Consider the following 22,889-nt stretch of genomic DNA (forward strand, 5'->3'; position numbering starts at 1 on the left):
GGTCGGCCGTGACCGGCTCGACCCCTCCCTGGAAGCGCCGCTTCCCCCGCGGGGGAGCGGACCCGGGGCCGACGGACGGCCCCCACGGCGCGCGTGACGACGAGCGAGGCCCGTCCCGTACATCCGGATCGACCGGATCGCAGGGATCGGCCTCGCTCGAAGCCGTGTCCGGGCGTGGTGACCCCGCCGCTTCGGCGGCAAGGCCCGCGCCCGTCACCCGAATGGGCGTATCCCCCGCCCGGACCGAGCCGAGAGCCTGGGAGAGGGCCACGGCGATCGGCGGCAAGGCCGGACGGGCGGCCCGCAACGGCGTCCGTCAGGGCAGGGTCCGCGCCAGGTCGGGACTGGCCTACGTCACCGACCGGATCATCGAGACAGCCCCGCGGATTCCCGTCCGCGACCTCGCCACGCTTCGCCGGCAGTTCCCGGGCCTCGGACCCGAGGAACTCGCGGACAAGCTGGTGGCGGGCGCGGCGATGGGGACCTCCACGGTCGGGGCGGGGATCGGCGCGGCGGCGATGCTGCCGGTGCCGCCCGCGATGCCGACCGAACTCGCCGCGGAGATCACCGGGGTCGCGGCCATCGAGCTCAAGCTGATCGCCGAGCTCCACGAGGTGTACGGGGTGCGGCCCCCCGGAAAGCTGAAGGCCCGCAGCACCGCGTATCTGAACTCCTGGTCGGGGGAGCGCGGGATCGACGTGGCCAAGCCGTCCACGATCGACGCCGCTCTCGGCGGCCAGATGAAGCGTCAGCTGCGCCAGCAGATCATGAAGCGCACCGTACGGGACCTGCCGACCTTGATGCCGTTCATGGTCGGCGCCGCGGTCGGCGCCGTCATGAACCGGCGCGACACCAAGAGACTCGCGGCCCGCATCCGCGCGGACCTGCGCAAGATCCAGGTCCCGTGGGACCGGCTGCCCGCGCTGCCGCCCCTGGAGGTCCCCGAGAACCCGCTGGCGATCGAGGACGTCACCGACGCCTCCGGAGAACTCGGCCCCTGAGGCCGGCGCCGCGTCACCCCTGGGGGGACCGTACTGCGGCTAGCCGGTGAACCTTTCCGGTCGCAGCACTAGGCCGCCTCCGCCGCCGTCCGGGCCGCCCGCAGGGCCTCGGCCAGCCGCTCCGGCTCCCGCGTGGACAGATACAGGTACGGCGTCGGGTCGTCCGGGTCGGTGACCTCCACGCGCAGTGCGGTGGGGATGTAGGCGCGCAGCAGCAGGAAGGCGCGGGTGTCGGCCTTGTAGGTGCGCCAGGCGCGCGCCTCCTCGGCGTCCAGGATCTCCGTCGCGCCGAGGGCCGTGACCGGGATCTTCGCCTCGCCCGCGATCAGGGAGCCGTTCACGACCCGGATGCGGACGGAGCCGTAGGAGCTGGCCACGACAGCCGTGGCCGCGGTGCCGCCGACCAGGCCGCCGAGCATTGGCAGGGTGCCGAAGGGCAGCAGGACCAGGGCGAACGAGACACCGATCAGAAGACTGATCAGCCACCAGGAGCGGGGCGCGGTGAGACGTTCTTCGTACGGCTGGGCGGAGAGCTGCATGAAGCCAGCTTGACACGGTGTCCGCGATGCCCGGACGCGCGGGTAAGGTCTGCGCCTGTGAGTGGTAGTTCCGCAGGTCTTCAGCCTCCCGCCGATGCCGTGAAACCCGTACGGCATCCCGATGCGCCCGTGCCGGGCGAGCTCCTCGGCGCGCACTACGGCGAGTGTTTCGGGTGCGGCGGACAGCAGCCGCACGGGCTGCACCTCCAGGCACGGGCCGGGGAGGGCGTCCGCATCACCGCCGAGTTCACCGTGCAGCCGGCCCACCAGGGAGCGCCGGGCCTCGCCCACGGCGGTGTGCTCGCGACCGCCCTCGACGAGACCCTGGGCTCGCTGAACTGGCTGCTGCGGACGATCGCGGTGACCGGACGACTGGAGACCGACTTCGTGCGGCCGGTGCCGGTCGGCACGACCCTGTACCTCGAGGCCGAGGTCACGGCGGTGGCCGGCCGGAAGATCTATTCCAGGGCCACCGGCCGCGTCGGGGGCCCCGACGGGCCGGTCGCGGTCCGCGCCGACGCCCTCTTCATCGAGGTGAAGGTCGACCACTTCGTGCACCACGGCCGCGAGGAGGAGATCCAGGCGGCCATGAACGACCCGGACCAGATCCGGCGTGCCCGCGCCTTCGAGGTGAACCCGTGAGCCGTGAGCCCCTGAACGTGCTGATCCGGCGCGTCGAGCCCGACGTACCGCTTCCGGCGTACGCGCACCCCGGCGACGCGGGCGCCGATCTGCGCACCACCGTCGCCTGCGAACTGGCTCCCGGAGAGCGGGCCGTGCTGCCCACGGGTGTGTCTGTGGCCCTCCCCGAGGGGTACGCAGCCTTCGTGCACCCCCGTTCCGGTCTCGCCGCCCGCTGCGGTGTCGCCCTTGTCAATGCCCCGGGGACGGTTGATGCCGGGTACCGTGGGGAGATCAAGGTGATCGTGGTGAATCTCGACCCGTGCGAGTCCGTGCGGTTCGAGCGCTTCGACCGGATCGCCCAACTGGTCGTCCAGCAGGTCGAGAGGGTCCGCTTCCAGGAGGTGGCGGAGCTTCCCGACTCGGCGCGGGCCGAGGGGGGCTTCGGGTCCACCGGTGGCCACGCCGCGGTGGACGGCGTGAGCGGCACAAGCGGTCGGGCCGCCATGGGCGGCCGGACGGGTGGGTATCGATACGCTTCGGTCGTATCCGACCGGGAAGGACAGTGACGTGTTCGGACGTCGCAAGAAGAAGGGTGCCGCCGAGGACGCGGCCGGCGAGGCCGAGCAGGTCGTCGACAGCGTCGACACCGAGGCGGACGAAGAGGGTGAGTACGAGCGGGTGAGGCTCGAGCCCGAACCGCGGCCCGACGGGCCCTGGGACGGCTCCGAGGTGCGCGACCCGGGCGAGGGCCGCGTGGACCTGGGCGGCCTGTTCGTGCCGGGCGTCGACGGCATGGAGCTGCGGGTGGAGGTCGCGGGCGACGCGATCGTCGCGGCAACCGTCGTTCTGCAGGACAGCGCCGTGCAGCTGCAGGCCTTCGCCGCGCCCAAGCGCGAGGGCATCTGGGGCGAGGTGCGCGAGGAGATCGCGTCCGGCATCACCCAGCAGGGCGGCATCGTCGACGAGGTCGAGGGGCCGCTGGGCTGGGAGCTGCGCGCCCAGGTGCCGGTACAGCTGCCGGACGGCACGGGCGGCTTCCAGGTGGTGCGGTTCGTGGGAGTGGACGGCCCCCGCTGGTTCCTGCGCGGAGTGATCTCCGGGCAGGGCGCGGTGCAGCCGCAGGCCGCCGGGCTGCTGGAGCAGGTCTTCCGGGACACGGTCGTGGTCCGCGGTGAGGGCCCGATGGCGCCCCGCGACCCGATCGTCCTGAAGCTGCCGAACGACGCGCAGATGGTGCCCGAGGGCGTCCAGCAGGACGAGGGCCAGTCCCGCTTCGCCGGCGGCATGGGCCAGCTGCAGCGCGGTCCGGAGATCACCGAGGTCCGCTGAACAGCGGCCGGCGCAGGGGCCGTACCCTCGGGGTGCGGCCCTTCGCCGTGCGCGGCCGCCGTGCGCAAGCCCCGCGGTACTCAAGTGCCCTGCTGCGGAAACCATCGCGGGGTCCCGTCCGTTGAGAGGCCGAAGGGGCGGGCACCGGTCGTGATCGGGCGGCAGGCCGCCGCCGTGCACGCGCTGCCCGGTGCCTCCTTCGAGGTGCCGCGCGACGGGAAGATCGGCCGAACGCTGAACGGATCTTGGACCTCTTCCGGCAGGCCCGGGCGTCAGAGTCGCGTCAAAGACGTCCTCCGGTCTCCGGCCGGCCCCTTTTGTCGCGATTATTGGCCGTAGGGTCGACGCAGCGTACGCAGGCATGACGGGAAGACAATGGGGCCATGGGACGCGGCAAACTTCGGATCTACGTCGGTGCGGCACCGGGCGTCGGCAAGACGTACGCGATGCTGTCCGAGGCGCACCGCCGGGTGGAGCGCGGCACCGACTGCGTCGTCGCGTTCGTCGAGCACCACGACCGCCTGCGCACCGAGGTGATGCTGCACGGCCTGGAACAGATGCCGCGCAAGGAGCTGGAGCACCGCGGGAGCAGCTTCACCGAGATGGACGTCGACGCGGTGCTGCGCCGTGCCCCGGCCGTCGCGCTGGTGGACGAACTCGCGCACACCAATGTCCCCGGCTCCCGCAACGCCAAGCGCTGGCAGGACGTGGAGGAGCTGCTCGCGGCCGGCATCGACGTGGTCTCCACGGTCAACATCCAGCACCTGGAGTCCCTCGGCGACGTGGTGGAGTCCATCACCGGCGTACGGCAGCGGGAGACCGTTCCGGACGAGGTGGTGCGCAGGGCGGACCAGATCGAGTTGGTCGACATGTCACCGGAGGCACTGCGCCGCCGGATGGCGCACGGCAACATCTACAAGCCGGACAAGGTCGATGCCGCCCTGTCCAACTACTTCCGGCCGGGCAACCTGACGGCACTGCGCGAGCTGGCGCTGCTGTGGGTGGCCGACCGGGTCGACGAGTACCTCCAGCGGTACCGCAGCGAGCACCGGGTGTCGCGGATCTGGGGTTCGCGCGAGCGGATCGTGGTGGGTCTGACCGGCGGACCCGAGGGGCGCACGCTCATCCGCCGGGCGGCCCGCCTGGCGGAGAAGGGCGCCGGCGGGGAGGTCATGGCCGTCTACATCGCCCGCAGCGACGGCCTGACCGGCGCCTCCCCGAAGGAGCTGGCCGTCCAGCGCACCCTCGTGGAGGACCTCGGCGGCACCTTCCACCATGTCGTCGGCGACGACATACCGGCCGCACTGCTCGACTTCGCCCGCGGGGTCAACGCAACCCAGATCGTGCTCGGCTCCTCACGCCGCAAGACCTGGCAGTACGTCTTCGGGCCCGGTGTCGGCGCCACGGTGGCCCGCGAGTCGGGGCCCGACCTGGACGTGCACATCGTCACCCACGAGGAGATCGCCAAGGGGCGCGGACTGCCCGTGGCCCGGGGCGCCCGGCTCGGCCGCGTCCGCATCGTCTGGGGCTGGGTGGTCGCGATCGCCGGTCCGGTGGTCCTCGCCCTGCTGCTGAACGCCGTGGCCCTCGGCCTCGCCAACGACATGCTGCTGTTCCTCGCCCTGACGGTGGCGGCGGCACTACTGGGCGGGCTGCTGCCGGCGCTCGCCTCGGCGGCAGTCGGGTCGTTCCTGCTGAACTACTACTACACGCCGCCGCTGCACCGGCTGACCATCGCCGACCCCAAGAACATCGTCGCCATCGTGATCTTCGTCGGGGTCGCCGTGTCGGTGGCCTCGGTGGTGGACCTGGCCGCCCGGCGCACCCACCAGGCGGCCCGGCTGCGCGCCGAGGCCGAGATACTGTCCTTCCTCGCCGGCAGCGTGCTGCGCGGCGAGACCAGCCTGGAAGCCCTGCTGGAGCGGGTCCGGGAGACCTTCGGCATGGAGTCGGTGGCGCTGCTGGAGCGGCAGAGCGACGTGGACCCCTGGACCTGCGCCGGCCGGGTGGGCACCGACCGGCCCCTGGAGCGGCCCGAGGACGCGGACGTGGACATGCCGGTCAGCGATCACATGGCCCTGGCGCTGACCGGTCGCGTGCTGCCCGCCTCCGACCGCCGGGTGCTGGCCGCCTTCGCCGCCCAGGCCGCCGTCGTACTGGACCGCCGCCGCCTGCAGGAGGAGGCCGACCGGGCGCGCGCCCTCGCCGAGGGCAATCGCATCCGCACCGCGCTGCTCGCCGCCGTCAGCCACGACCTGCGCACCCCGCTCGCCGGGATCAAGGCGGCCGTCTCCTCGCTCCGGTCCGAGGACGTCGAGTGGTCCGAGGAGGACCGGGCGGAGCTGCTCCAGGGCATCGAGGAGGGCGCCGACCGGCTCGACCACCTCGTGGGCAACCTGCTGGACATGTCCCGTCTGCAGACCGGCACCGTCACCCCGCTGATTCGCGAGATCGACCTCGACGAGGTGGTGCCGATGGCGCTGGGCGGGGTGCCCGACGACAGCGTGGACCTGGACGTCCCGGAGACGCTGCCGATGGTCGAGGTGGACGCCGGGCTCCTGGAGCGGGCCATGGCCAACATCGTGGAGAACGCCGTGAAGTACAGCCCGCCCGACGAGCCCGTCCTGGTCTCCGCCAGCGCGATGGCCGACCGGGTCGAGGTGCGGGTCGTCGACCGCGGCCCGGGCGTCCCGGACGAGGCCAAGGACCGTATCTTCGAACCCTTCCAGCGGCACGGCGACGCCCCGCGCGGAGCGGGCGTCGGCCTCGGCCTGGCGGTGGCGCGCGGCTTCGCGGAGGCCATGAGCGGCACCCTCGACGCCGAGGACACGCCCGGCGGCGGCCTCACCATGGTGCTCAGCCTCCGCGCCGCCGGAGCCCGCCCCGAGCCGCTCCGTCCCGAGTGGGCCGGCAGCGGCCCCGTACAGCCCGAAAGGCAGGCCTCATGGTGAGCGCGACCGGGGCGAGCGCCCAGGCACCCACGCGGGTGCTGGTGGTCGACGACGAGCCGCAGATCGTGCGCGCCCTCGTGATCAACCTCAAGGCGCGCAGGTACGAGGTCGACGCCGCCGCCGACGGCCGGACCGCCCTCGACCTGGCCGCCTCCCGCCACCCCGACGTCGTCGTCCTCGATCTGGGCCTGCCCGACATGGACGGCGTCGAGGTGATCCGGGGCCTGCGCGGCTGGACCCGGGTGCCGATCCTGGTGCTGTCCGCCCGGCACTCCTCGGACGAGAAGGTCGAGGCGCTGGACGCGGGCGCCGACGACTACGTCACCAAGCCCTTCGGCATGGACGAGCTGCTGGCCCGGCTGCGCGCCGCCGTCCGCCGGGCCGAGCCCGTCGGCCCCGGTGAGGACGACGTGACGACGGTGGAGACCGATCAGTTCACCGTCGACCTGGCCGCGAAGAAGGTCAACCGGGGCGGCAAGGACGTACGGCTGACCCCGACCGAGTGGCACCTGCTGGAGGTGCTGGTGCGCAACACCGGCCGGCTGGTCAGCCAGAAGCAGCTGCTGCAGGAGGTGTGGGGGCCGTCGTACGGGACGGAGACTAACTACCTGCGGGTGTACATGGCCCAGCTGCGCAGGAAGCTGGAGGCCGACCCCTCGCACCCCAAGCACTTCGTCACCGAGCCCGGGATGGGGTACCGCTTCGAGAGGTGAGCGCGGTTAAGGTCCTGACGGTGCGCCCCGGTACGCTTCAGATATGAGTGCTGTTCCTCGTTCCGAAAAGCCGGTGGGGCGTTTCCGGCGCATGCTCGACCGGCTCTCCTCGTCGCAGGAGGACCTGGAGTCCGAGGAGCTGCGGGAGGACGCCGAGACCGCGGGCTGTACCCGGATCGGTGACTGCCACGACCGGCAGATCGTCACGGTTACTGGTACCTTGCGCACGGTCACCCTGCGCCCGCGCGCCGGAGTCCCGGCCCTGGAGGCCGAGCTGTTCGACGGCTCCGCCGCCCTGGACGTGGTGTGGCTCGGCAGACGCTCCATCGTCGGGATAGAACCGGGGCGCAAGCTGATCGCATCGGGCCGGATCTCGATGAGCCGGGGCCGCCGGGTGCTGTTCAACCCCAAGTACGAACTGCGACCCCTCGGACGGGAGTAGCCCGTGACGCCACTCGACAAGCCGACCGAAGAGACGGCCGCCGACGACGATGCCAGGGCGGTGACGGAGGCCGCGCTGTTCGAGGCGTTCGGCGGGGTCCGGGGCATGGTCGAGACGGTGCTGCCCGGCCTGCTCTTCGTCACGATCTTCACGATCAACAAGGACCTGCACTGGTCGGCGATCGCCGCGCTGGCGGTCTCGCTGATCCTGGTCGTGGTCCGCCTGGCCATGCGGGACACCGTCAAGCACGCCTTCAGCGGCGTCTTCGGCGTCGCGTTCGGCGTGGTCTTCGCGATGATGACCGGCAACGCCAAGGACTTCTATCTGCCCGGCATGCTCTACACGCTGGGCCTGGCGGTGGCGTACATCGTCACCACGCTCGCCGGGGTCCCGCTGATCGGCCTGATCCTCGGCCCGGTCTTCAAGGAGAACCTCTCCTGGCGCACCCGCAACCCGGGCCGCAAGAAGGCGTACGCCAAGGCCAGTTGGGCCTGGGGCCTGATCCTGCTCGCCAAGTGCGCGATCCTCTTCCCGCTGTACTGGTGGGCCGACACCACCCAGCTCGGCTGGGTCCTGATCGCGCTGAAGATCCCGCCGTTCCTGCTGGCTGTCTGGCTGACCTGGGTGTTCCTGGCCAAGGCGCCCGCGCCCATCGACGTGTTCGCGGAGATGGAGGCGGAGGAGAAGGCCGAGGAGGAGCGTAAGGCGGCACTGGCGGCCGAACGCGGTGAGCTCGGTGAGGCACCGAGCGGCGGCCGGCACCGCCGGTAGGCGCAGACACCCCCTCACGACGGCGAGGGGCGCCCGGAGATCTCCGGGCGCCCCTCGCCGTCGTGGGCCTCCAGACCTCACCCTCCAAGGGGCTCAGTCCGCCGTGTCCTCCCGCCGCACCGACAGCAGGTCCTCCAGCTCCTCCTCGCGGGCCTGCGCGGCCACGAACAGCAGTTCGTCGCCCGCCTCCAGGGAGTCCTCCTGGGACGGGGTGAGGACGCGGGTGCCGCGGATGATGGTGACCAGCGAGGTGTCCTGGGGCCACTCGACGTCGCCGACCTGGGTGCCGGCCAGGGCCGACTCCTCCGGCAGGGTCAGCTCGACGAGGTTGGCGTCGCCGTGGCTGAAGCGGAGCAGACGGACCAGGTCGCCGACGCTCACCGCCTCCTCGACCAGGGCGGACATCAGACGCGGAGTCGACACGGCGACGTCCACGCCCCACGACTCGTTGAACAGCCACTCGTTCTTCGGATTGTTCACACGGGCCACGACGCGCGGCACGCCGTACTCCGTCTTCGCCAGCAGCGAGACGACCAGGTTCACCTTGTCGTCACCGGTCGCGGCGATCACGACGTTGCAACGCTGCAGCGCCGCCTCGTCCAGGGACGTGATCTCGCAGGCGTCGGCCAGCAGCCATTCCGCCTGTGGCACGCGCTCGACCGAGATGGCGGTCGGCGCCTTGTCGACGAGAAGGACCTCGTGGCCGTTCTCCAGCAGTTCGCCCGCGATCGAGCGACCGACCGCCCCGGCACCGGCAATGGCGACCCTCATCAGTGACCGCTCTCCTCTTCGGGGCCCTCGGCGAACGACGCCTCGACCTTCTCCACGTCGTCCGTCCGCATCATCACGTGCACGAGGTCGCCCTCCTGCAGCACCGTCTGCGAGCTGGGCAGGATGGCCTCGCCGAGACGGGTCAGGAACGCCACTCGGACGCCCGTCTCCTCCTGCAGCTTGCTGATCTTGTGCCCGACCCACTTCGGCGAGGCGTGCACCTCGGCCAGCTGGACCCCGCCGGTGGGGTCGCGCCACAGGGGCTCGGCGCCCGAGGGCAGCAGCCGGCGCAGCATCTGGTCGGCCGTCCAGCGGACGGTGGCCACGGTCGGGATGCCCAGGCGCTGGTAGACCTCGGCGCGCCGGGGGTCGTAGATACGGGCCGCGACGTTCTGCACGCCGAACATCTCGCGGGCCACGCGCGCGGCGATGATGTTCGAGTTGTCGCCGCTGGAGACGGCCGCGAACGCGCCGGCCTCCTCGATGCCCGCCTCACGCAGGGTGTCCTGGTCGAAGCCGATGCCGGTGACCCGGCGGCCGCCGAACCCGGGGCCCAGCCGACGGAAGGCGGTGGGGTCCTGGTCGATCACGGCGACCGTGTGCCCCTGTTGCTCCAGGGTCTGGGCGAGAGCGGAACCCACTCTCCCGCAACCCATGATGACGATGTGCACGGCGCTACACCACTCTCCCCACAGGTCCTTGGACCTGCGTACGCGTCCTGCTCATATCTCTCTCTCGGCTCGCCGGCGGGCAACGGTCGCGGCCCGGTCGCGGGCCGTCGTGCACCATCATGCCGGTCGATGCCTCTTCCGGGCCTTCCCGGGGACCGGCCCGTCGCCCTGTCCCCAACGTATCGGCTGCCCGCGCAGACCCGCGTGTCCGGTCCGGGCGGGGGCGGGGAGGACGACGGCGTGGTCCTGGCGCGGGATCGACGGCCCCGGCCCGCCCGCAGAGAAGGGCCGTGGTACGGGCCGGCCCCGCGACCGAACCGGTGGCGACGCGGCGTGGTCGGCGGCACCCGTCCGGAGGACGCGGCGACGCGGCGGTCGGCATGGCCGCACGGCGGGCGGGCGGGTCCGGGGCACCGAGGCGCCGCCGCCGGGCTGCCCGCGCGGTGTTTCGGCCTGGTTTGGCGGGCCGGCGAGTTCGAGGCGGGGGAGATCCTCGTGACCCGCCGCACCGACGGCTCCCGGACCCCGCTGTTCGCATCGCGGGCGGCGTCGTCACCGACATCGGCTCGATGCTCTCGCACAGCTCCATCGTGGCCCGCGAGTTCAGCGAGCCGTCCGTGGTCGACACCAAGCACGCCACCCGGCGCGTCAACACCGGAGCCCGGGCTGCGCCGCCCGGGCGAGGAGATCGTCCATCCGCTTCGGCGCCCCCATCACCATGGACGCCTTCCCCGAGGACGCGGCGGAGGACCCGCTGCTGGTGGAGAAGCCGGCCCGCGAGGTGCGGGACACCATCCAGCACGCTGAACGTGCTGCTGGAAGGGCGCGAGCCGCCCGTCTTACGACCGCGGAAAACGCCCGCCTCCTGACCGCTGAGGACGCCCGCGCGTCTTTCAGGGGGGTGGCGGGTGGGCGACACCGTGTTCGAAGGCTTACGATCCACTGTTGTGTCCAAACTGACCGACGTGCCCAAACGGATCCTGATCGGGCGCGCACTGCGCAGCGACCGGCTGGGCGAAACGCTCCTGCCGAAGCGCATCGCACTCCCCGTCTTCGCCTCCGACCCGCTGTCCTCCGTGGCCTACGCACCCGGCGAGGTGCTGCTGGTCCTGTCCATCGCGGGTGTGTCGGCGTACCACTTCAGCCCGTGGATCGCCGTCGCGGTGGTCGTGCTGATGTTCACGGTGGTCGCGTCCTACCGGCAGAACGTCCACGCCTACCCGAGCGGTGGCGGCGACTACGAGGTCGCCACCACCAACCTCGGCGCCAAGGCCGGCCTGACGGTCGCCAGCGCGCTCCTCGTCGACTACGTCCTCACCGTCGCCGTCTCCATCTCCTCCGGCATCGAGAACCTCGGCTCCGCGATCCCCTTCGTCGTCCAGCACAAGGTGCTGTGCGCGGTCGCCGTGATCGTGCTGCTGACGCTGATGAACCTGCGCGGGGTGAAGGAGTCGGGCAAGCTCTTCGCGATCCCGACGTACGTCTTCGTCGGGGGCGTCTTCATCATGATCGCGTGGGGCGCCTTCCGCGGGCTGGTGCTCGGCGACACCATGCGCGCGCCGACCGCCGGCTTCCACATCCAGGCCGAGCACCAGGGCCTGGCGGGCTTCGCGCTGGTCTTCCTGCTGCTGCGGGCCTTCTCCTCCGGCTGTGCGGCGCTCACCGGCGTCGAGGCGATCTCCAACGGCGTCCCGGCCTTCCGCAAGCCCAAGTCCAAGAACGCCGCGACCACGCTGGCCATGATGGGCCTGCTGGCCGTGACGATGTTCTGCGGCATCATCGCCCTCGCCATGTCGACGAACGTCCGCATGGCCGAGAACCCGGCCACCGACCTGATCCGGGGCGGTGTCCCGGTCGGCTCCGGCTATGTCCAGAACCCGGTGATCTCCCAGGTCGCCGAGGCCGTCTTCGGCAAGGGCAGCTTCCTGTTCGTCGTCCTGGCGGCGGCCACGGCCCTGGTCCTGTTCCTCGCCGCCAACACCGCCTACAACGGCTTCCCGCTGCTCGGCTCGATCCTCGCGCAGGACCGCTACCTGCCCCGCCAGCTGCACACCCGCGGCGACCGGCTCGCCTTCTCCAACGGCATCGTGCTGCTCGCGGGCACGGCGATGCTGCTGACCGTCATCTACGGCGCCGACTCCACCCGGCTGATCCAGCTGTACATCGTCGGCGTCTTCGTGTCCTTCACGCTCAGCCAGACCGGCATGGTCCGGCACTGGAACCGCCACCTGGCCACCGAGAGGGACCAGGCCAAGCGCCGGCACATGGTGCGCTCGCGCGCCATCAACGCCTTCGGCGCCTTCTTCACCGGCCTGGTGCTGGTCGTCGTCCTCGTCACCAAGTTCACGCACGGCGCCTGGGTGGCCCTGCTGGGCATGTGCATCTTCTACGCGACGATGACGGCGATCCGTAAGCACTACGACCGCGTCGCCGACGAGATCGCGGCCCCCGAGGGCCCGAGCGACGACAGCGTCCGCCCCTCCCGGGTGCACTCCGTCGTGCTCATCTCCAAGATCCACCGCCCCACCCTGCGCGCCCTGGCCTACGCCAAGCTGATGCGCTCGGACACCCTGGAGGCGCTCACCGTCAACGTCGACCCGGCAGAGACCAAGGCGCTGCGCGAGGAGTGGGAGCGGCGCGGCATCGACGTACCGCTGAAGGTCCTCGACTCGCCGTACCGCGAGGTCACGCGGCCGGTCATCGAGTACGTCAAGAGCCTGCGCAAGGAGACCCCGCGCGACGCGGTCTCGGTGATCATCCCCGAGTACGTGGTCGGCCACTGGTACGAGCACCTGCTGCACAACCAGAGCGCGCTGCGCCTGAAGGGCCGGCTGCTGTTCACGCCGGGCGTGATGGTCACCTCGGTGCCCTACCAGCTGGCGTCCTCCGAGGCGGCGAAGCTGCGGGCCCGCAGGCGCCAGGAGTGGAGCGCGCCCGGCGCGGTGCGCCGTGGCCCGGCCCAGGAGCGCCCGAAGGAGTCGTCGGCGGCCAAGGGCTGACGCTCCGCGCCCCGGCCTCGTGGTGAACGGCCGGACGACACCCACGTAGACTGGTGGGCTGTTGTTGTCCGGCCGTTTCCGCTTTCCCCTCACCACCCCGATCTGGAGTCACCCCGCCATGCAGGCAGAACCGAAGAAGTCGCAGGCGGGATCGCGGGCGGAAGAGCGGCCGGGCTCCCTGGTGGGGCAGGAGTACGAGGTCGAGATCGGCCCCGTCGCCCACGGCGGCCACTGCATCGCCCGTACTGCAAAGGGCCAGGTGCTGTTCGTCCGGCACACGCTGCCCGGCGAGCGGGTCGTGGCGAGGGTGACGGAGGGCGAGGAGGGCGCCCGCTTCCTGCGCGCGGACGCCGTACGGGTCCTGGAGGCGTCCAAGGACCGCGTCGAGGCCCCCTGCCCCTACGCAGGCCCCGGCCGCTGCGGCGGCTGCGACTGGCAGCACGCCAAGCCCGGCGCCCAGCGCCGGCTCAAGGGCGAGGTGATCGCCGAGCAGCTGAAGCGGCTCGCGGGCCTCACGCCCGAGGAGGCCGGCTGGGACGGCACGGTGATGCCGGCCGAGGGTGACAAGCTGCCGGCGGGCGAGGTCCCGCAGTGGCGGACGCGCGTGCAGTACGCGGTCGACCCGGCCACCGGGAAGGCCGGTCTGCGCCGTCACCGCTCGCACGAGGTCGAGCCCGTCGAGCACTGCATGATCGCCGCGGAGGGCGTCAGCGAACTGGGCATCGAGCGGCGCGAGTGGACGGGTATGGAGTCCGTCGAGGCGATCGCGGCCACGGGCTCCCAGGACCGCCAGGTGATCCTCACCCCACGCCCCGGCGCCCGTCTCCCGCTGGTCGAACTGGACCGCCCGGTCTCCGTCCTGCGGGTCGACGAGAAGACCGGCGGTGTCCACCGCGTCCACGGCCGCCCCTTCGTCCGCGAACGCGCCGACGGCCGCACCCACCGCGTCGGCGGCGGCGGCTTCTGGCAGGTCCACCCGAAGGCGGCCGACACCCTGGTCACGGCGGTCATGCAGGGCCTGCTCCCCCGCAAGGGCGACATGGCCCTGGACCTGTACTGCGGTGTCGGCCTCTTCGCCGGCGCGCTGGCCGACCGCATCGGCGACAAGGGCGCGGTCCTCGGTATCGAGTCCGGCAAGCGCGCGGTGGAGGACGCCCGGCACAACCTCGCCGACTTCCCCCGCGTCCGCATCGAACAGGGCAAGGTCGAGTCCGTCCTCCCGCGCACCGGCATCACCGAGGTCGACCTCGTCGTCCTCGACCCGCCCCGCGCGGGCGCGGGCCGCAGCACGGTGACCCACCTGTCGACCCTGGGCGCCCGAAGGATCGCCTACGTCGCCTGCGACCCCGCCGCCCTGGCCCGGGACCTGGCGTACTTCAGCGAGGGCGGCTACCGGGTGCGGACGCTGCGGGCGTTCGACCTGTTCCCGATGACGCATCATGTGGAGTGTGTGGCGATTCTGGAGCCTGTGGAGAAGGGTCGCTGACCTGCTGTTTCGTCGAGTGTGCATTTTGTGCGCTGTGGGCGTTACGGGCGATATCTTGACGCATATTCGACGCATGTGACGCACGCTTGACGCACATTCTGATGGAGCGCGTGTCTGCGAACGCGAGCCACGCCTCGATCTCAGCCCTTTCCTGGCCGGGCGGCAGTGATGTGGCGCGGTCGCGTACTGCTGTGACGTATTCGGTCAGGCGCTTGGCCTGGTGTCAGGCGTCCGCCTGTTCTTCGAGGTGTTTGACGCGATAGGCGTGAGCGTATGCGGCGCGGGCTTCATGCATGGCGGCTTCCCAGCGCCGCTGCTGCTTCTCGCGGGCTTGCTGGTCTGCGTGGCGTTTGCGTTCGGCGGCTTCGCCACGAAGGCCGACTTGCTGTGCGATTTCGGCGAGGGTGAGTCTGGTCGGTACAGGGAGCGGGGTGAGTTCCGCGAGGCGCCAGGCGGGGATGTCGACGAGCTTGATTTCGTAGCCCCGGTGGGTCCGGAATCCGTAGAGTTCCTGTGTGTGGGGGATCTTGCCGGACTTGCGGGCGGCGTTGACCCGTGACGTCCAATTCACCGAACATGGTCCGGAGTCGAGAGGCTTGATGAGATGGCCGTTGTTGGCGATGAGTTCTTCGAGGAGCTGGTCCGTATAGTTCGGGCGAGGCTTCGGACTGGTTCTCGGGCGGGGACGCGGCGGGCGTTCGCTGAGATCCTCGGATGTGTCGCTGTTACTTTGCTCGGCAGGGTGGCCACCTGAGTGAAGGAGGTACTGTCGCCCTTTCTCGGTAGGTTGGGCGAACCAGGAGCCGAGGCGTTTCGTGATTTTGATGAGTCCGCGACTTTGCAGGGCCTGGGCACTGGTCTTGAAGACGCTGTCCGTCCAGACCCCGTCCGGGCACCCTTGGCTCACCCAGTCGAGCACGGCCTGCTGACGCTCATTAAGGTCCTGCTGCATCCATGCCTCCGCTGACTCCCTCGTATGCCATTCGGAACGTTGCCCGTCTGTATGGGTAGGCACTCCAGGGAGCTGGGAGAGCTGCGAAAGAATGTACTGGAGAGGCCCGGCCGGTGCGGAGGACATCGCGGTCACCGCGGTGAAAAGAGCGTCCGGGTGAGGTCTTCGCGTAGCCGCCCTTTCGGGGCGGTGGGGTTGGTGGTGTGTTCATGGGCGATGCGGATGGTGGGGATGCTGCAGCGGAGCCAGTGTCGGTCGCGATCTTCGTCGTCGGCTTTGCGGGTTCGGCCGTACTGATGCGGCCCGTCGACCTCGATGATGGTGGCGCGGCCATTACCGAGCACCGTGAAGTCGGGGCTGCGTACGCCGGCGTCGCGCAACTTGGCGGCGGCCAGCGGCCAGATGGCGACGGTGCTCTGAGGGAGACGTTCCCGCTGGAGTTCCTGTAGGAGCTGGTAGACGGCGAGTTCGGCGCGGCTGGCGAAGACGAGGCCGTCGACTGTCGGATAAACCTCGTCGCCGCGTCGCTCGCGGCGGGCTTGGTTGGTCGGGGTGGGTTCTGGTTGTCGCCAGTCCTTGGCGAGGCTCGGGAGGGGACGTGGGGCAGCTTCCACGACGAGGACCAGGTCGAGTTTGCCCGCTTCGTCATCTCGCAGGGGAAGGGGACGGTCGGGCCGGCGGGGCGCACCGAGGCGTGGCGATGTCTGCCGCAGGCGGGCCAGGTGAAGTCGGGGTCGGCTACCGAGGTGGCGCTGTTGCCCAGGTGCTGATGTCGAGAGTGGGGTCTGGGACAGCGGGGGTGGCCTCGTCAGCGGCTCGCCAGCGTGCGGCGCTGGGGGGGGCCGTAGGGCTCGGACTTGGAGACAGACCACGGCTCCTCGGACGTAGGCGGAAGTCGACGTCGTCTGCGGGGGAAGATTCCCAGCGATGTGCCGTGCCCATACTGGTCGCGCTTGATGGCGCACAGCGAGGGAGATCAGTGGGTACCGCTCGCGCCATCCGCCGCCCGCGCCGACCTTCTCTATAACACGGCCTCGGGCGGTACCCCGTCAGCTTCGAGGGGGCCACTACCGTGTGGGCCGTGGTCTACGGGTGGTGCGTCGCCGAGACCGATGCCGAGTGCGATGGCGTCACGCCGGACGGTGCCTTGTTGCCTGTTTCCGGCCCGCTGGCCAGGGCCAGCAGTAACAGGAACAGCAGGAGACCGCATCCGCCCGTGCCCGCCGCCACGGCGAGGGTGCGAGGACTGATGGACCGGTGGTGCCCGCGTACACGGGTACCGTCCGAGCGGTAGTAGGGACGGACATAGGCCGTCGGTCCAGTGGAGATTGGGCGGGGCCGCGGCCCAGGAGTGGGACGTGGGGCGGTACGTCGGGACGCCGCATGGGGCTGCGCGGCGCGGGGCCGGCTGCGGCGGTTGTGGCCTTTGACGTAGGTGCCGTCGCGGCGGTAGTGGGGGCGTACGTAGGTCACGGGCAGTCCTTAACGGTGAAGGGGGTGGTTAGTGCCCTGTGGGCGAGGCCAGGTGTTCCGTTCGGCATTCGACGATAGCGACCGGGGCTGACAATCCAGGACGGCCAACTCGACGCCGTTGCACACAGGTTGGGTGGCAGCCAGCGATTTTCTGACGGGTGATCGCGACGTTGGGCCGGTTGGCAGGGCCGGTCCGGGGGCGAATCTGGAACAGTGGCCTCCGTCGCTGGCGCGAGGAACTGCCGGGCATCGCTGGCCAGACTTGCTCCGCCTACTCCTCGCGAGTTGCCTGCCGTACTTCAGGAAGTCGCGGCCGTCCGAGGCCAGGACGGCGACGTGCCCGTTGCCGCGCCGTGTCCTCTTGATCAAGCCAGACTTCTCCGGCGCTCAAGCCGTGTCGACGATTTTTGGAGAGAGCTATTGGAGAGAGCTATGCGTCAGCAGCCCCGCAGTCTCTCGCAGCAGGCAAGCGGCAATGGGACCCGCATTGCCGACTTCACTTGCGATAGGCGCAGGTCGAGAGTCGCTCAGTCCGTCGGCCACGTCGAGAAGCACTTCGGTCCCGACAGGCCAGTCGCGTGCGCCGTCGGAGTTGGCCAGCCTCGCTGCGAGCGTGGCAACGGCCAGGTGCTGGGGGAGGGTTGGTGAGAGCCTGAGGCCGAGCACTGCTCGGCGAGCTGGCGCACCAGTGTCATCCGCCCGCTGCTCCCACCACGCTGGAACGTGTACTCGTCGAAGCGAAGGGGCCATGGGGCAGGGGATGCACTGGGCGTAGTCGAAGATCGCGAAGGGCCTGCGGAGTGCCAGGATGGCGCGCGCGAGGAACGAGTGAACCTCGTCAGCGCTCCCGTGCGTCCTCCGGTTCCATTGGTTCGGCCGAAGAAGTACTGGTCGGGACGGTGGTTTTCCCGATACTCATGAAGACTTGTTTGGGGAACGGGGGGATCCGTTGCTGTTTGTCATCGCGTTACTGGTGATCGGTGGGTCCGTGCTGGTGTCGCGTTGCGGGGGGCCGACAGCGTTCCACCGGCCGTGTCGTCGCAGGCGCAGGGGGCTGTTCGCGCGTTGCCGAGACCATGCCTTCACTCTGGTCACGATTACCGACCTGGCGGGACTCGCGTTGTTCGGTCTCGCATTCGGTATGTGGGCGCTCTTCGGGTCGGGTGTCTGATGCGGCGCCGGCGGAGCCAGGGAGGATGGGCTGCAGTTCCCTGGTGGGTGTGGGGCGTGGGCGCCCTGGCCGGGGTCAGTAGTCTGTGGCGGGCAGCCGAGCAATGGCCGGTGTGGACAGGCACCGCGCTGACCGCTGTGGCAGTGGGGCTGGGCCTGAAGCCGGGGCGGCTGGCCGTACAGAGATGGGCCAGCCGCTCGGCGCTTCCCGTGGGACCGGTTCGCTATTCGCTGGCTCATCTCGATGCCCTCTCTCCTCAGGAGTTCGAGCTGGCAGTCTGTTCCCTGCTGCGCAGGGACGGACTGACCGCGGAACATATGGGCAAAGCGGGGGACAAAGGCGCCGACGTACTTGTCGTCGATCATTCGCAACGGCGGGTCGTTGTGCAGTGCAAGCGGCTGCGGGCGGACCGAAAGGTCGGGGACCAGGACGTCCAGCGGGTCAATGGAACGTACCGCCACGACCATGGTGCCCACTTCGCCGTGATCGTCACCACCGGTGGTTTTACGGCAGCCGCGCGAGCCAGTGGTCCCCGCTATGGGATTCACCTGGTGGACCGGGACGCTTTGGGGAGATGGGCGGACCTGGGTGAGCCGCTGTACGGGATCCTGCGTGTTCCGGACGAGGGCGCAAGGCGCAGGCGTTGGGCACCCGGATCACGGGGGGCAGGAAGAATCGCTAGGGTGACGGCGAATCAGCAGCGCCCGTAACTCTCTTTCATTACATGCAAGTCAGCAGTGCGAGGGGAAAGATGTCCGACGAGATCGAGTCCGCCCGGATCCAGGTGTTCGGCGCCGACCCGCGACATGCGGAGCTCGAAGCGAAGGAGCTCCGTGATGTGCTGAACCGGATAGACGGCGCAGAAGTGCGCTTTGCCCCGCCTGAAGCGCCGCGAGCTACGGAGGGTGCGAAAGGGCCGGCACTGCTGACTCCGGAGGTCGTGCTCATCCTCACCACAGGCACCCTCGCGCTGGCGAGGACCGCCATCAAAGCGTGGGTCGAGGTCCGGAAGAGCCGCAGCGTGCGCGTGGTGCATTCCGACGGAACGGTCACGGAGTTCCAGGGCGGAGTGTCCGGGCGTGAGGTGAAGGCACTGCGGGACGGCCGGGGCGACAGGCCGGAGACCGGCCCGGGGGACGCCCGATGAGCCGCAAACATGCCTTACTCGTGGGGACCGCTGCCTATGAGGACGTAGGTTTCCCCGCTCTGCCCTCCGTGCGCGCAGACGTTCACTACCTGAGCCAGGTGCTGGAGATGCCGGCGGTCGGAGGGTACGAGGCGTGCGTTCGGGTCGAGGACTCGTCGAAGGAGGCGATCAAGCAGACCATCGAACGGTTTCTGAGGGAACGCGAGCCGGACGAACTGGTCGTGCTCTATCTCAGCGGCCACGGGGCGTACGACCGTGAGGACGGTCAGCTGTACTACGTCACCACGGATACCGAGGTCGTTCGGATACAGCAGACCGCCCTCGAAGCCTCTTTCGTGACCGACCAGTTGGAGAAGTGTGCGGCTCGGCGCAAAGTCCTGTTACTCGACTGCTGTTTCAGCGGCAGCGCAGTGCAGGGCTTCCGCAGCAAGGGGGCTTCACAATCGGCCACTGCACCGGTCGTCGAGGCCGGTGGAGTGCACGTCATCACCGCGTCACAGCACTGGGAGCAGGCATTCACCACTGATGCGGACCAACCCTCGCAGTTCACCAGGGCGATCGTCGAAGGTCTGCACTCCGGACAGGCGGACTTGGACGGCGACGGACAGGTCTCCGCGAACGATCTGTTTCGGCACATCAGCCGTGACCTGCAGAAAGCACCCGACGGACGCCGGCAGACGCCGACCCAGTCCAGTCTTCACGTGACCGGCGACATCTATCTAGCCCGTGCCGCCGTCGGCCGTCAGATACCCGCCCTCAATCCACTGCCTGCCGGACACGCCGCAGTCACCGACGGAGCGGGTGGGGTGACTCCTGCACCAGTCAAGGCTACCCAGGCGGTACACGACGACTCCGCCTTCACGGACGTCGAATGGGCACAGTTGCTGACGTACTACCAGCACTGTCTGGAGGCGGAGAACGCCACCGACGAACTGCTGCCACTGGTGGGAAGCGATCCTCCACGCGCAGTCTGGCCAGCCGGGGAGGAAGTCCTGCTCTCCGGCACGGAAACCACGGTTCAAGCGCCGGAACGTGTCGTGGACCTCGCCGAGCGTGCCCTCAAGGACGGCGCCGACCTCTGGTACGGATACCCCGTCGCCGTCCTCTACGACGGCAAGCGGCAGGTGTGCGCGCCGCTCGCCATGCGTCAGATCGAGATCGAACGCGGTCCGCAGGGACGCAGCGTGGTCACACCCACAGGACCGATCGCCCTACATCCCAAACTCGTCCTCGACCGGCTGGGCAAGGACGAGGGCAAAGAACTGCTCGCCGCCTACCAGCCCAACTGGCGGCCGGGATTCCGGGAGGACATGGTCCGTGACCTGCGCAGTCTGCTGCAGGAGCTGGGACTGCCCGACACGGAGCACCTCGATCCCGGATCGCTCGGCGACGGCAGCTCGCTGCACGCCGCGCATGAGGGTGTCCGCAATGTGGCGGTCGTCTTCGCCGCACGGCCGGACACCGCGGCCACCGCACAGCTGATGAAGGACTACAGAACGCTGCAAAAGAGCGTGGGGCAGTTCGCAGGCACCGCGCTCGGAGCATTTACCGCGCCGGCGGCATCAGGAGCGGACGAGACCGCCGAGCAAGAGGTACAGGTTGTCGCTCCCCTGGAACTGAACGAAGGACAGCGAGCGGTCATCCGGGCTGCCATGGTCCGCAAGCTCACGGTTGCCACCGGCCCGCCCGGCACCGGGAAGAGCCAGCTCATCGTCAACACGGTCGCCACGGCCAGAGCGGCCGGCCAGACCGTGCTCGTCGCCTCGACCAACAACAAGGCGGTGGACGAGGTCTGGGAGCGTTGTGAAGCCCTGGCTCCGGGACTTCTCGTACGGACGGGCAACCAGACAGCCGTCGAGCATGAGTTGCGGACGCTGGAGCAGCTCACCCGCAGCGTCCGGCCCCACCAGTCTTCCCAGATGTACCGCGGTGAACTGCGGAACCACCTTCGGGGGCAGGAGGCGCTACGTCGTCAACTCGCGCTGGTCGCCCGTCGGGAACGAGAGCTGGCCAACCTCGGCCGGCTGCGCTTCTCCTACGCCGAACAACACCATGGCGACCCGCGGACGCTTGCCGCAGCCCTGGGCGACGATGTTTCCCTCGGCCGGTGGCTGCGCCGGGCTCGCACGGCGGTCCGCCTCGGGATCTTCGGAGGTTGGCTGCGGGGCCGATGCCTGCGCGGTCTCGCCCCGCTGCCCGTACAGGTTGCAGGGCGCCAAGACTTCGCCGACCTTCTGTCTTTCGCGGAAGCCGAAGCCGCCTGGCGACGGAAGAGCACCGAAGCTGATGCGGCACCGAACGACGCCCAACTCCTCACGATGCTCCGGGAGACCGATCGACAGGTTCGAGAGACGTCGGCAGCACTGCTGCAGGCGTCGGTGGCGGAGCAGGCAATGACCGCCCGTGCGGCCATCCACGACCGCATCGAAGCCGTGAAGTCCCGATCACCGCGGCAGTGGTCGTCCTTGGAGCGGATCCTGCCGCAGGTGTCCGGCTGGGCCGTCACCGCCAGGTCCCCACGACGGTTCCGGGACCGCGCCGCCCTCTTCGACCTGGTCATCGTCGATGAGGCGAGCCAGTGCTCCACGCCGGATGTGCTGCCTCTGCTCTTCCGCGCACGGCGGGCCCTCGTGATCGGGGACCCCATGCAGTTGCAGCACATCACCACACTTCAGCCCCGGCAGGAGGCGGAGTCACACCGTGGGGCGGGGCTGCGGGCGAGCTGGCTCGACGAGCACCGTTTCGAGCACCGCCGCTACTCCGCGTTCCACGCGGCTGCCCGCGCCGCAGGGGAAACCCTGCTGCTGGACGAGCACTTCCGCTGTCATCCGGACATCGTCGGCATTTCCAACCGGCATTGTTACGGTGACCGGCTGACCGTCCTCACCGAACCGCGATCGCTGCGACGCCTCGACGGAGTCGACGCGGTGCAGTGGCTCGATGTGGTGGGAACGGCGCGCAGAGGCAGCAACGGGTCGTGGATGAACGAGGAGGAGGCAGAGCGCGTTCATCTTTCCGTGGAGCGGTTGCTGATGCGGCTGCCTGAAGGTTCGACGGTGGGGGTGGTCACTCCTTTCCGCGCCCAGAAAGACCTGATCGCCGAGCGCTGGAAGCACGAGAAGCGCGTACGGGTCGGCACGGTGCACACGTTCCAGGGAGGACAGCAGGACGTGATTCTGTTGTCCTTGGTCGCGGGTGCGAGAATGCGCCCCAGCGCGGTCAACTGGCTCTGCCGCGAGGTCAATCTGTGGAACGTGGCCGTCACCCGCGCCCGTTCGCATCTCATCGTGTTCGGCGACCGCGACTTCTGGTCGGTTCGGGCGGGCATGCCGCATGCACTGCTGGACGCGGCTGAGGCCAAAGCTCCGCTGCCTTCGCTCGGTACAAACTCCGGGCAGCAGGACGAACTTGTTGGCGACCGGCTTCAACTCCTGCTGACGGACGCGATTTCCGGAGTCCTGCTCGACAGGAACGTCACGGCTGACGGCTACGCCTACGACTTCGACGTCCGTCGAGGCACGGGCGCTGCACAGGTCCGGCTGGACCACGGGGCGTCCTCCGACATGGAGGACGCACGCCACTTGAGGCTCGCCCTCAGCCACACGGCCCTGCTGCCGAACGGCGTGCGGCTGCCCGCCTGGCATGTGTGGGCCGATCGAACGGAGCGAGTGACGGCGCGGCTCGATGGCCGGTGAGGAGGCCGAAGCAAATGATCTGGTCGAGGGCATTGAGTGCGCCCCAAACGCCAAGGTCCTCGCACTACCATAAGACCGGGGGGATCTCGGTGTCTTGGCCTGCGTGCCGGTGACCGGCACGTCAGCATGTCTTGCGAGCTTCTCCGACGACCGA

At 69.9% G+C, this 22,889-nt stretch carries 19 protein-coding genes; 14 read left to right on the top strand and 5 right to left on the bottom strand.

Features of this window, described 5'->3' with window-relative positions:
• The first annotated feature begins 8 nt into the window (after positions 1 to 8).
• Entirely contained in the window at positions 9 to 1,001 is a 993-nt protein-coding gene (locus ACH4UM_RS23310; RefSeq protein ID WP_398182413.1) for a hypothetical protein, read from the top strand.
• 68 nt (positions 1,002 to 1,069) lie between these two features.
• Here ACH4UM_RS23310 and ACH4UM_RS23315 read toward each other — a convergent pair whose 3' ends face one another.
• A complete protein-coding gene (locus ACH4UM_RS23315; RefSeq protein WP_398182416.1) occupies positions 1,070 to 1,540 on the bottom strand; it encodes a DUF3093 domain-containing protein in 471 nt (156 codons plus the stop codon).
• A 57-nt stretch (positions 1,541 to 1,597) separates the two neighbouring features.
• Here ACH4UM_RS23315 and ACH4UM_RS23320 point away from each other — a divergent pair, with 57 nt between their 5' ends.
• The 7 genes from ACH4UM_RS23320 to ACH4UM_RS23350 all read left to right on the top strand — a co-directional run bounded on the left by ACH4UM_RS23320 (position 1,598) and on the right by ACH4UM_RS23350 (position 8,370).
• A complete protein-coding gene (locus ACH4UM_RS23320) occupies positions 1,598 to 2,182 on the top strand; it encodes a PaaI family thioesterase (RefSeq protein WP_398182418.1) in 585 nt (194 codons plus the stop codon).
• Positions 2,179 to 2,730, top strand: a complete 552-nt coding sequence (gene dut / locus ACH4UM_RS23325) for a dUTP diphosphatase (protein ID WP_398182421.1) — start codon at positions 2,179 to 2,181, stop codon at positions 2,728 to 2,730. Before ACH4UM_RS23320 ends, dut begins: the two co-directional genes overlap by 4 nt.
• 1 nt (position 2,731) lies before the next feature.
• Positions 2,732 to 3,493: a DUF3710 domain-containing protein gene (locus tag ACH4UM_RS23330; RefSeq protein WP_398182424.1), complete on the top strand. Its 762-nt coding sequence runs from the start codon at positions 2,732 to 2,734 to the stop codon at positions 3,491 to 3,493.
• Between the two features lie 383 nt (positions 3,494 to 3,876).
• Entirely contained in the window at positions 3,877 to 6,444 is a 2,568-nt protein-coding gene (locus tag ACH4UM_RS23335; RefSeq protein ID WP_398182427.1) for an ATP-binding protein, read from the top strand.
• Entirely contained in the window at positions 6,438 to 7,157 is a 720-nt protein-coding gene (locus tag ACH4UM_RS23340; protein WP_398182430.1) for a response regulator, read from the top strand. Before ACH4UM_RS23335 ends, ACH4UM_RS23340 begins: the two co-directional genes overlap by 7 nt.
• A gap of 43 nt (positions 7,158 to 7,200) precedes the next feature.
• Positions 7,201 to 7,599 (top strand): OB-fold nucleic acid binding domain-containing protein, encoded by a 399-nt coding sequence (locus ACH4UM_RS23345; RefSeq protein ID WP_105968602.1) that lies wholly within the window; start codon positions 7,201 to 7,203, stop codon positions 7,597 to 7,599.
• A gap of 3 nt (positions 7,600 to 7,602) precedes the next feature.
• The gene (locus tag ACH4UM_RS23350; RefSeq protein ID WP_398182433.1) at positions 7,603 to 8,370 is read left to right on the top strand and encodes a DUF3159 domain-containing protein; all 768 of its coding nucleotides are present in this window, start codon (positions 7,603 to 7,605) and stop codon (positions 8,368 to 8,370) included.
• 93 nt (positions 8,371 to 8,463) lie between these two features.
• Here ACH4UM_RS23350 and ACH4UM_RS23355 read toward each other — a convergent pair whose 3' ends face one another.
• Both ACH4UM_RS23355 and ACH4UM_RS23360 read right to left on the bottom strand, forming a co-directional pair.
• The gene (locus tag ACH4UM_RS23355; protein ID WP_398182436.1) at positions 8,464 to 9,141 is read right to left on the bottom strand and encodes a potassium channel family protein; all 678 of its coding nucleotides are present in this window, start codon (positions 9,139 to 9,141) and stop codon (positions 8,464 to 8,466) included.
• The gene (locus tag ACH4UM_RS23360; protein ID WP_398182439.1) at positions 9,141 to 9,812 is read right to left on the bottom strand and encodes a potassium channel family protein; all 672 of its coding nucleotides are present in this window, start codon (positions 9,810 to 9,812) and stop codon (positions 9,141 to 9,143) included. Before ACH4UM_RS23360 ends, ACH4UM_RS23355 begins: the two co-directional genes overlap by 1 nt.
• Before the next feature lie 569 nt (positions 9,813 to 10,381).
• On the opposite strand from ACH4UM_RS23360, the gene ACH4UM_RS23365 reads away from it, so the two are divergent.
• From ACH4UM_RS23365 to ACH4UM_RS23375, 3 genes are all read left to right on the top strand, one after another.
• A complete protein-coding gene (locus ACH4UM_RS23365) occupies positions 10,382 to 10,681 on the top strand; it encodes a hypothetical protein (protein WP_398182441.1) in 300 nt (99 codons plus the stop codon).
• 78 nt (positions 10,682 to 10,759) lie between these two features.
• Positions 10,760 to 12,811 (top strand): APC family permease, encoded by a 2,052-nt coding sequence (locus ACH4UM_RS23370; protein WP_398182444.1) that lies wholly within the window; start codon positions 10,760 to 10,762, stop codon positions 12,809 to 12,811.
• Positions 12,812 to 12,929: 118 nt separating this feature from the next.
• Positions 12,930 to 14,297, top strand: coding sequence for a class I SAM-dependent RNA methyltransferase (locus ACH4UM_RS23375; protein WP_398182447.1), 1,368 nt, complete (start codon positions 12,930 to 12,932; stop codon positions 14,295 to 14,297).
• Between the two features lie 223 nt (positions 14,298 to 14,520).
• On the opposite strand, the gene ACH4UM_RS23380 is transcribed toward ACH4UM_RS23375, so the two are convergent.
• Positions 14,521 to 15,249, bottom strand: a complete 729-nt coding sequence (locus ACH4UM_RS23380; RefSeq protein WP_398182450.1) for a hypothetical protein — start codon at positions 15,247 to 15,249, stop codon at positions 14,521 to 14,523.
• Between the two features lie 131 nt (positions 15,250 to 15,380).
• Positions 15,381 to 15,863, bottom strand: a complete 483-nt coding sequence (locus ACH4UM_RS23385; protein WP_398182453.1) for a hypothetical protein — start codon at positions 15,861 to 15,863, stop codon at positions 15,381 to 15,383.
• A 2,029-nt stretch (positions 15,864 to 17,892) separates the two neighbouring features.
• Here ACH4UM_RS23385 and ACH4UM_RS23390 point away from each other — a divergent pair.
• From ACH4UM_RS23390 to ACH4UM_RS23400, 3 genes are read left to right on the top strand one after another with little or no spacing between them, the layout of a single operon-like run.
• Positions 17,893 to 18,603 carry a restriction endonuclease gene (locus ACH4UM_RS23390; protein WP_398182924.1) on the top strand — a complete coding sequence of 237 codons (711 nt, stop codon included), beginning with the start codon at positions 17,893 to 17,895 and terminating at the stop codon, positions 18,601 to 18,603.
• Positions 18,604 to 18,644: 41 nt separating this feature from the next.
• Entirely contained in the window at positions 18,645 to 19,040 is a 396-nt protein-coding gene (locus ACH4UM_RS23395) for a hypothetical protein (protein WP_398182456.1), read from the top strand.
• Positions 19,037 to 22,735 (top strand): AAA domain-containing protein, encoded by a 3,699-nt coding sequence (locus ACH4UM_RS23400; RefSeq protein WP_398182459.1) that lies wholly within the window; start codon positions 19,037 to 19,039, stop codon positions 22,733 to 22,735. The genes ACH4UM_RS23395 and ACH4UM_RS23400 overlap by 4 nt, the downstream gene beginning before the upstream one ends.
• Positions 22,736 to 22,889 lie beyond the last annotated feature (154 nt).

Origin of the sequence: Streptomyces sp. NPDC020801 (assembly GCF_044334385.1) — a bacterium.
GTDB lineage: Bacteria > Actinomycetota > Actinomycetes > Streptomycetales > Streptomycetaceae > Streptomyces.

Coding starts and splice junctions, on each gene's coding strand:
- ACH4UM_RS23390 (WP_398182924.1), top strand. CDS start 17,893: ATGCGGCGCCGGCGGAGCCAGGGAGGATGGGCTGCAGTTCCCTGGTGG.
- ACH4UM_RS23315 (WP_398182416.1), bottom strand. CDS start 1,540: ATGCAGCTCTCCGCCCAGCCGTACGAAGAACGTCTCACCGCGCCCCGC.
- ACH4UM_RS23355 (WP_398182436.1), bottom strand. CDS start 9,141: ATGAGGGTCGCCATTGCCGGTGCCGGGGCGGTCGGTCGCTCGATCGCG.
- ACH4UM_RS23375 (WP_398182447.1), top strand. CDS start 12,930: ATGCAGGCAGAACCGAAGAAGTCGCAGGCGGGATCGCGGGCGGAAGAG.
- ACH4UM_RS23340 (WP_398182430.1), top strand. CDS start 6,438: ATGGTGAGCGCGACCGGGGCGAGCGCCCAGGCACCCACGCGGGTGCTG.
- ACH4UM_RS23380 (WP_398182450.1), bottom strand. CDS start 15,249: ATGCAGCAGGACCTTAATGAGCGTCAGCAGGCCGTGCTCGACTGGGTG.
- ACH4UM_RS23335 (WP_398182427.1), top strand. CDS start 3,877: ATGGGACGCGGCAAACTTCGGATCTACGTCGGTGCGGCACCGGGCGTC.
- ACH4UM_RS23400 (WP_398182459.1), top strand. CDS start 19,037: ATGAGCCGCAAACATGCCTTACTCGTGGGGACCGCTGCCTATGAGGAC.
- ACH4UM_RS23345 (WP_105968602.1), top strand. CDS start 7,201: ATGAGTGCTGTTCCTCGTTCCGAAAAGCCGGTGGGGCGTTTCCGGCGC.
- ACH4UM_RS23365 (WP_398182441.1), top strand. CDS start 10,382: ATGCTCTCGCACAGCTCCATCGTGGCCCGCGAGTTCAGCGAGCCGTCC.
- ACH4UM_RS23395 (WP_398182456.1), top strand. CDS start 18,645: ATGTCCGACGAGATCGAGTCCGCCCGGATCCAGGTGTTCGGCGCCGAC.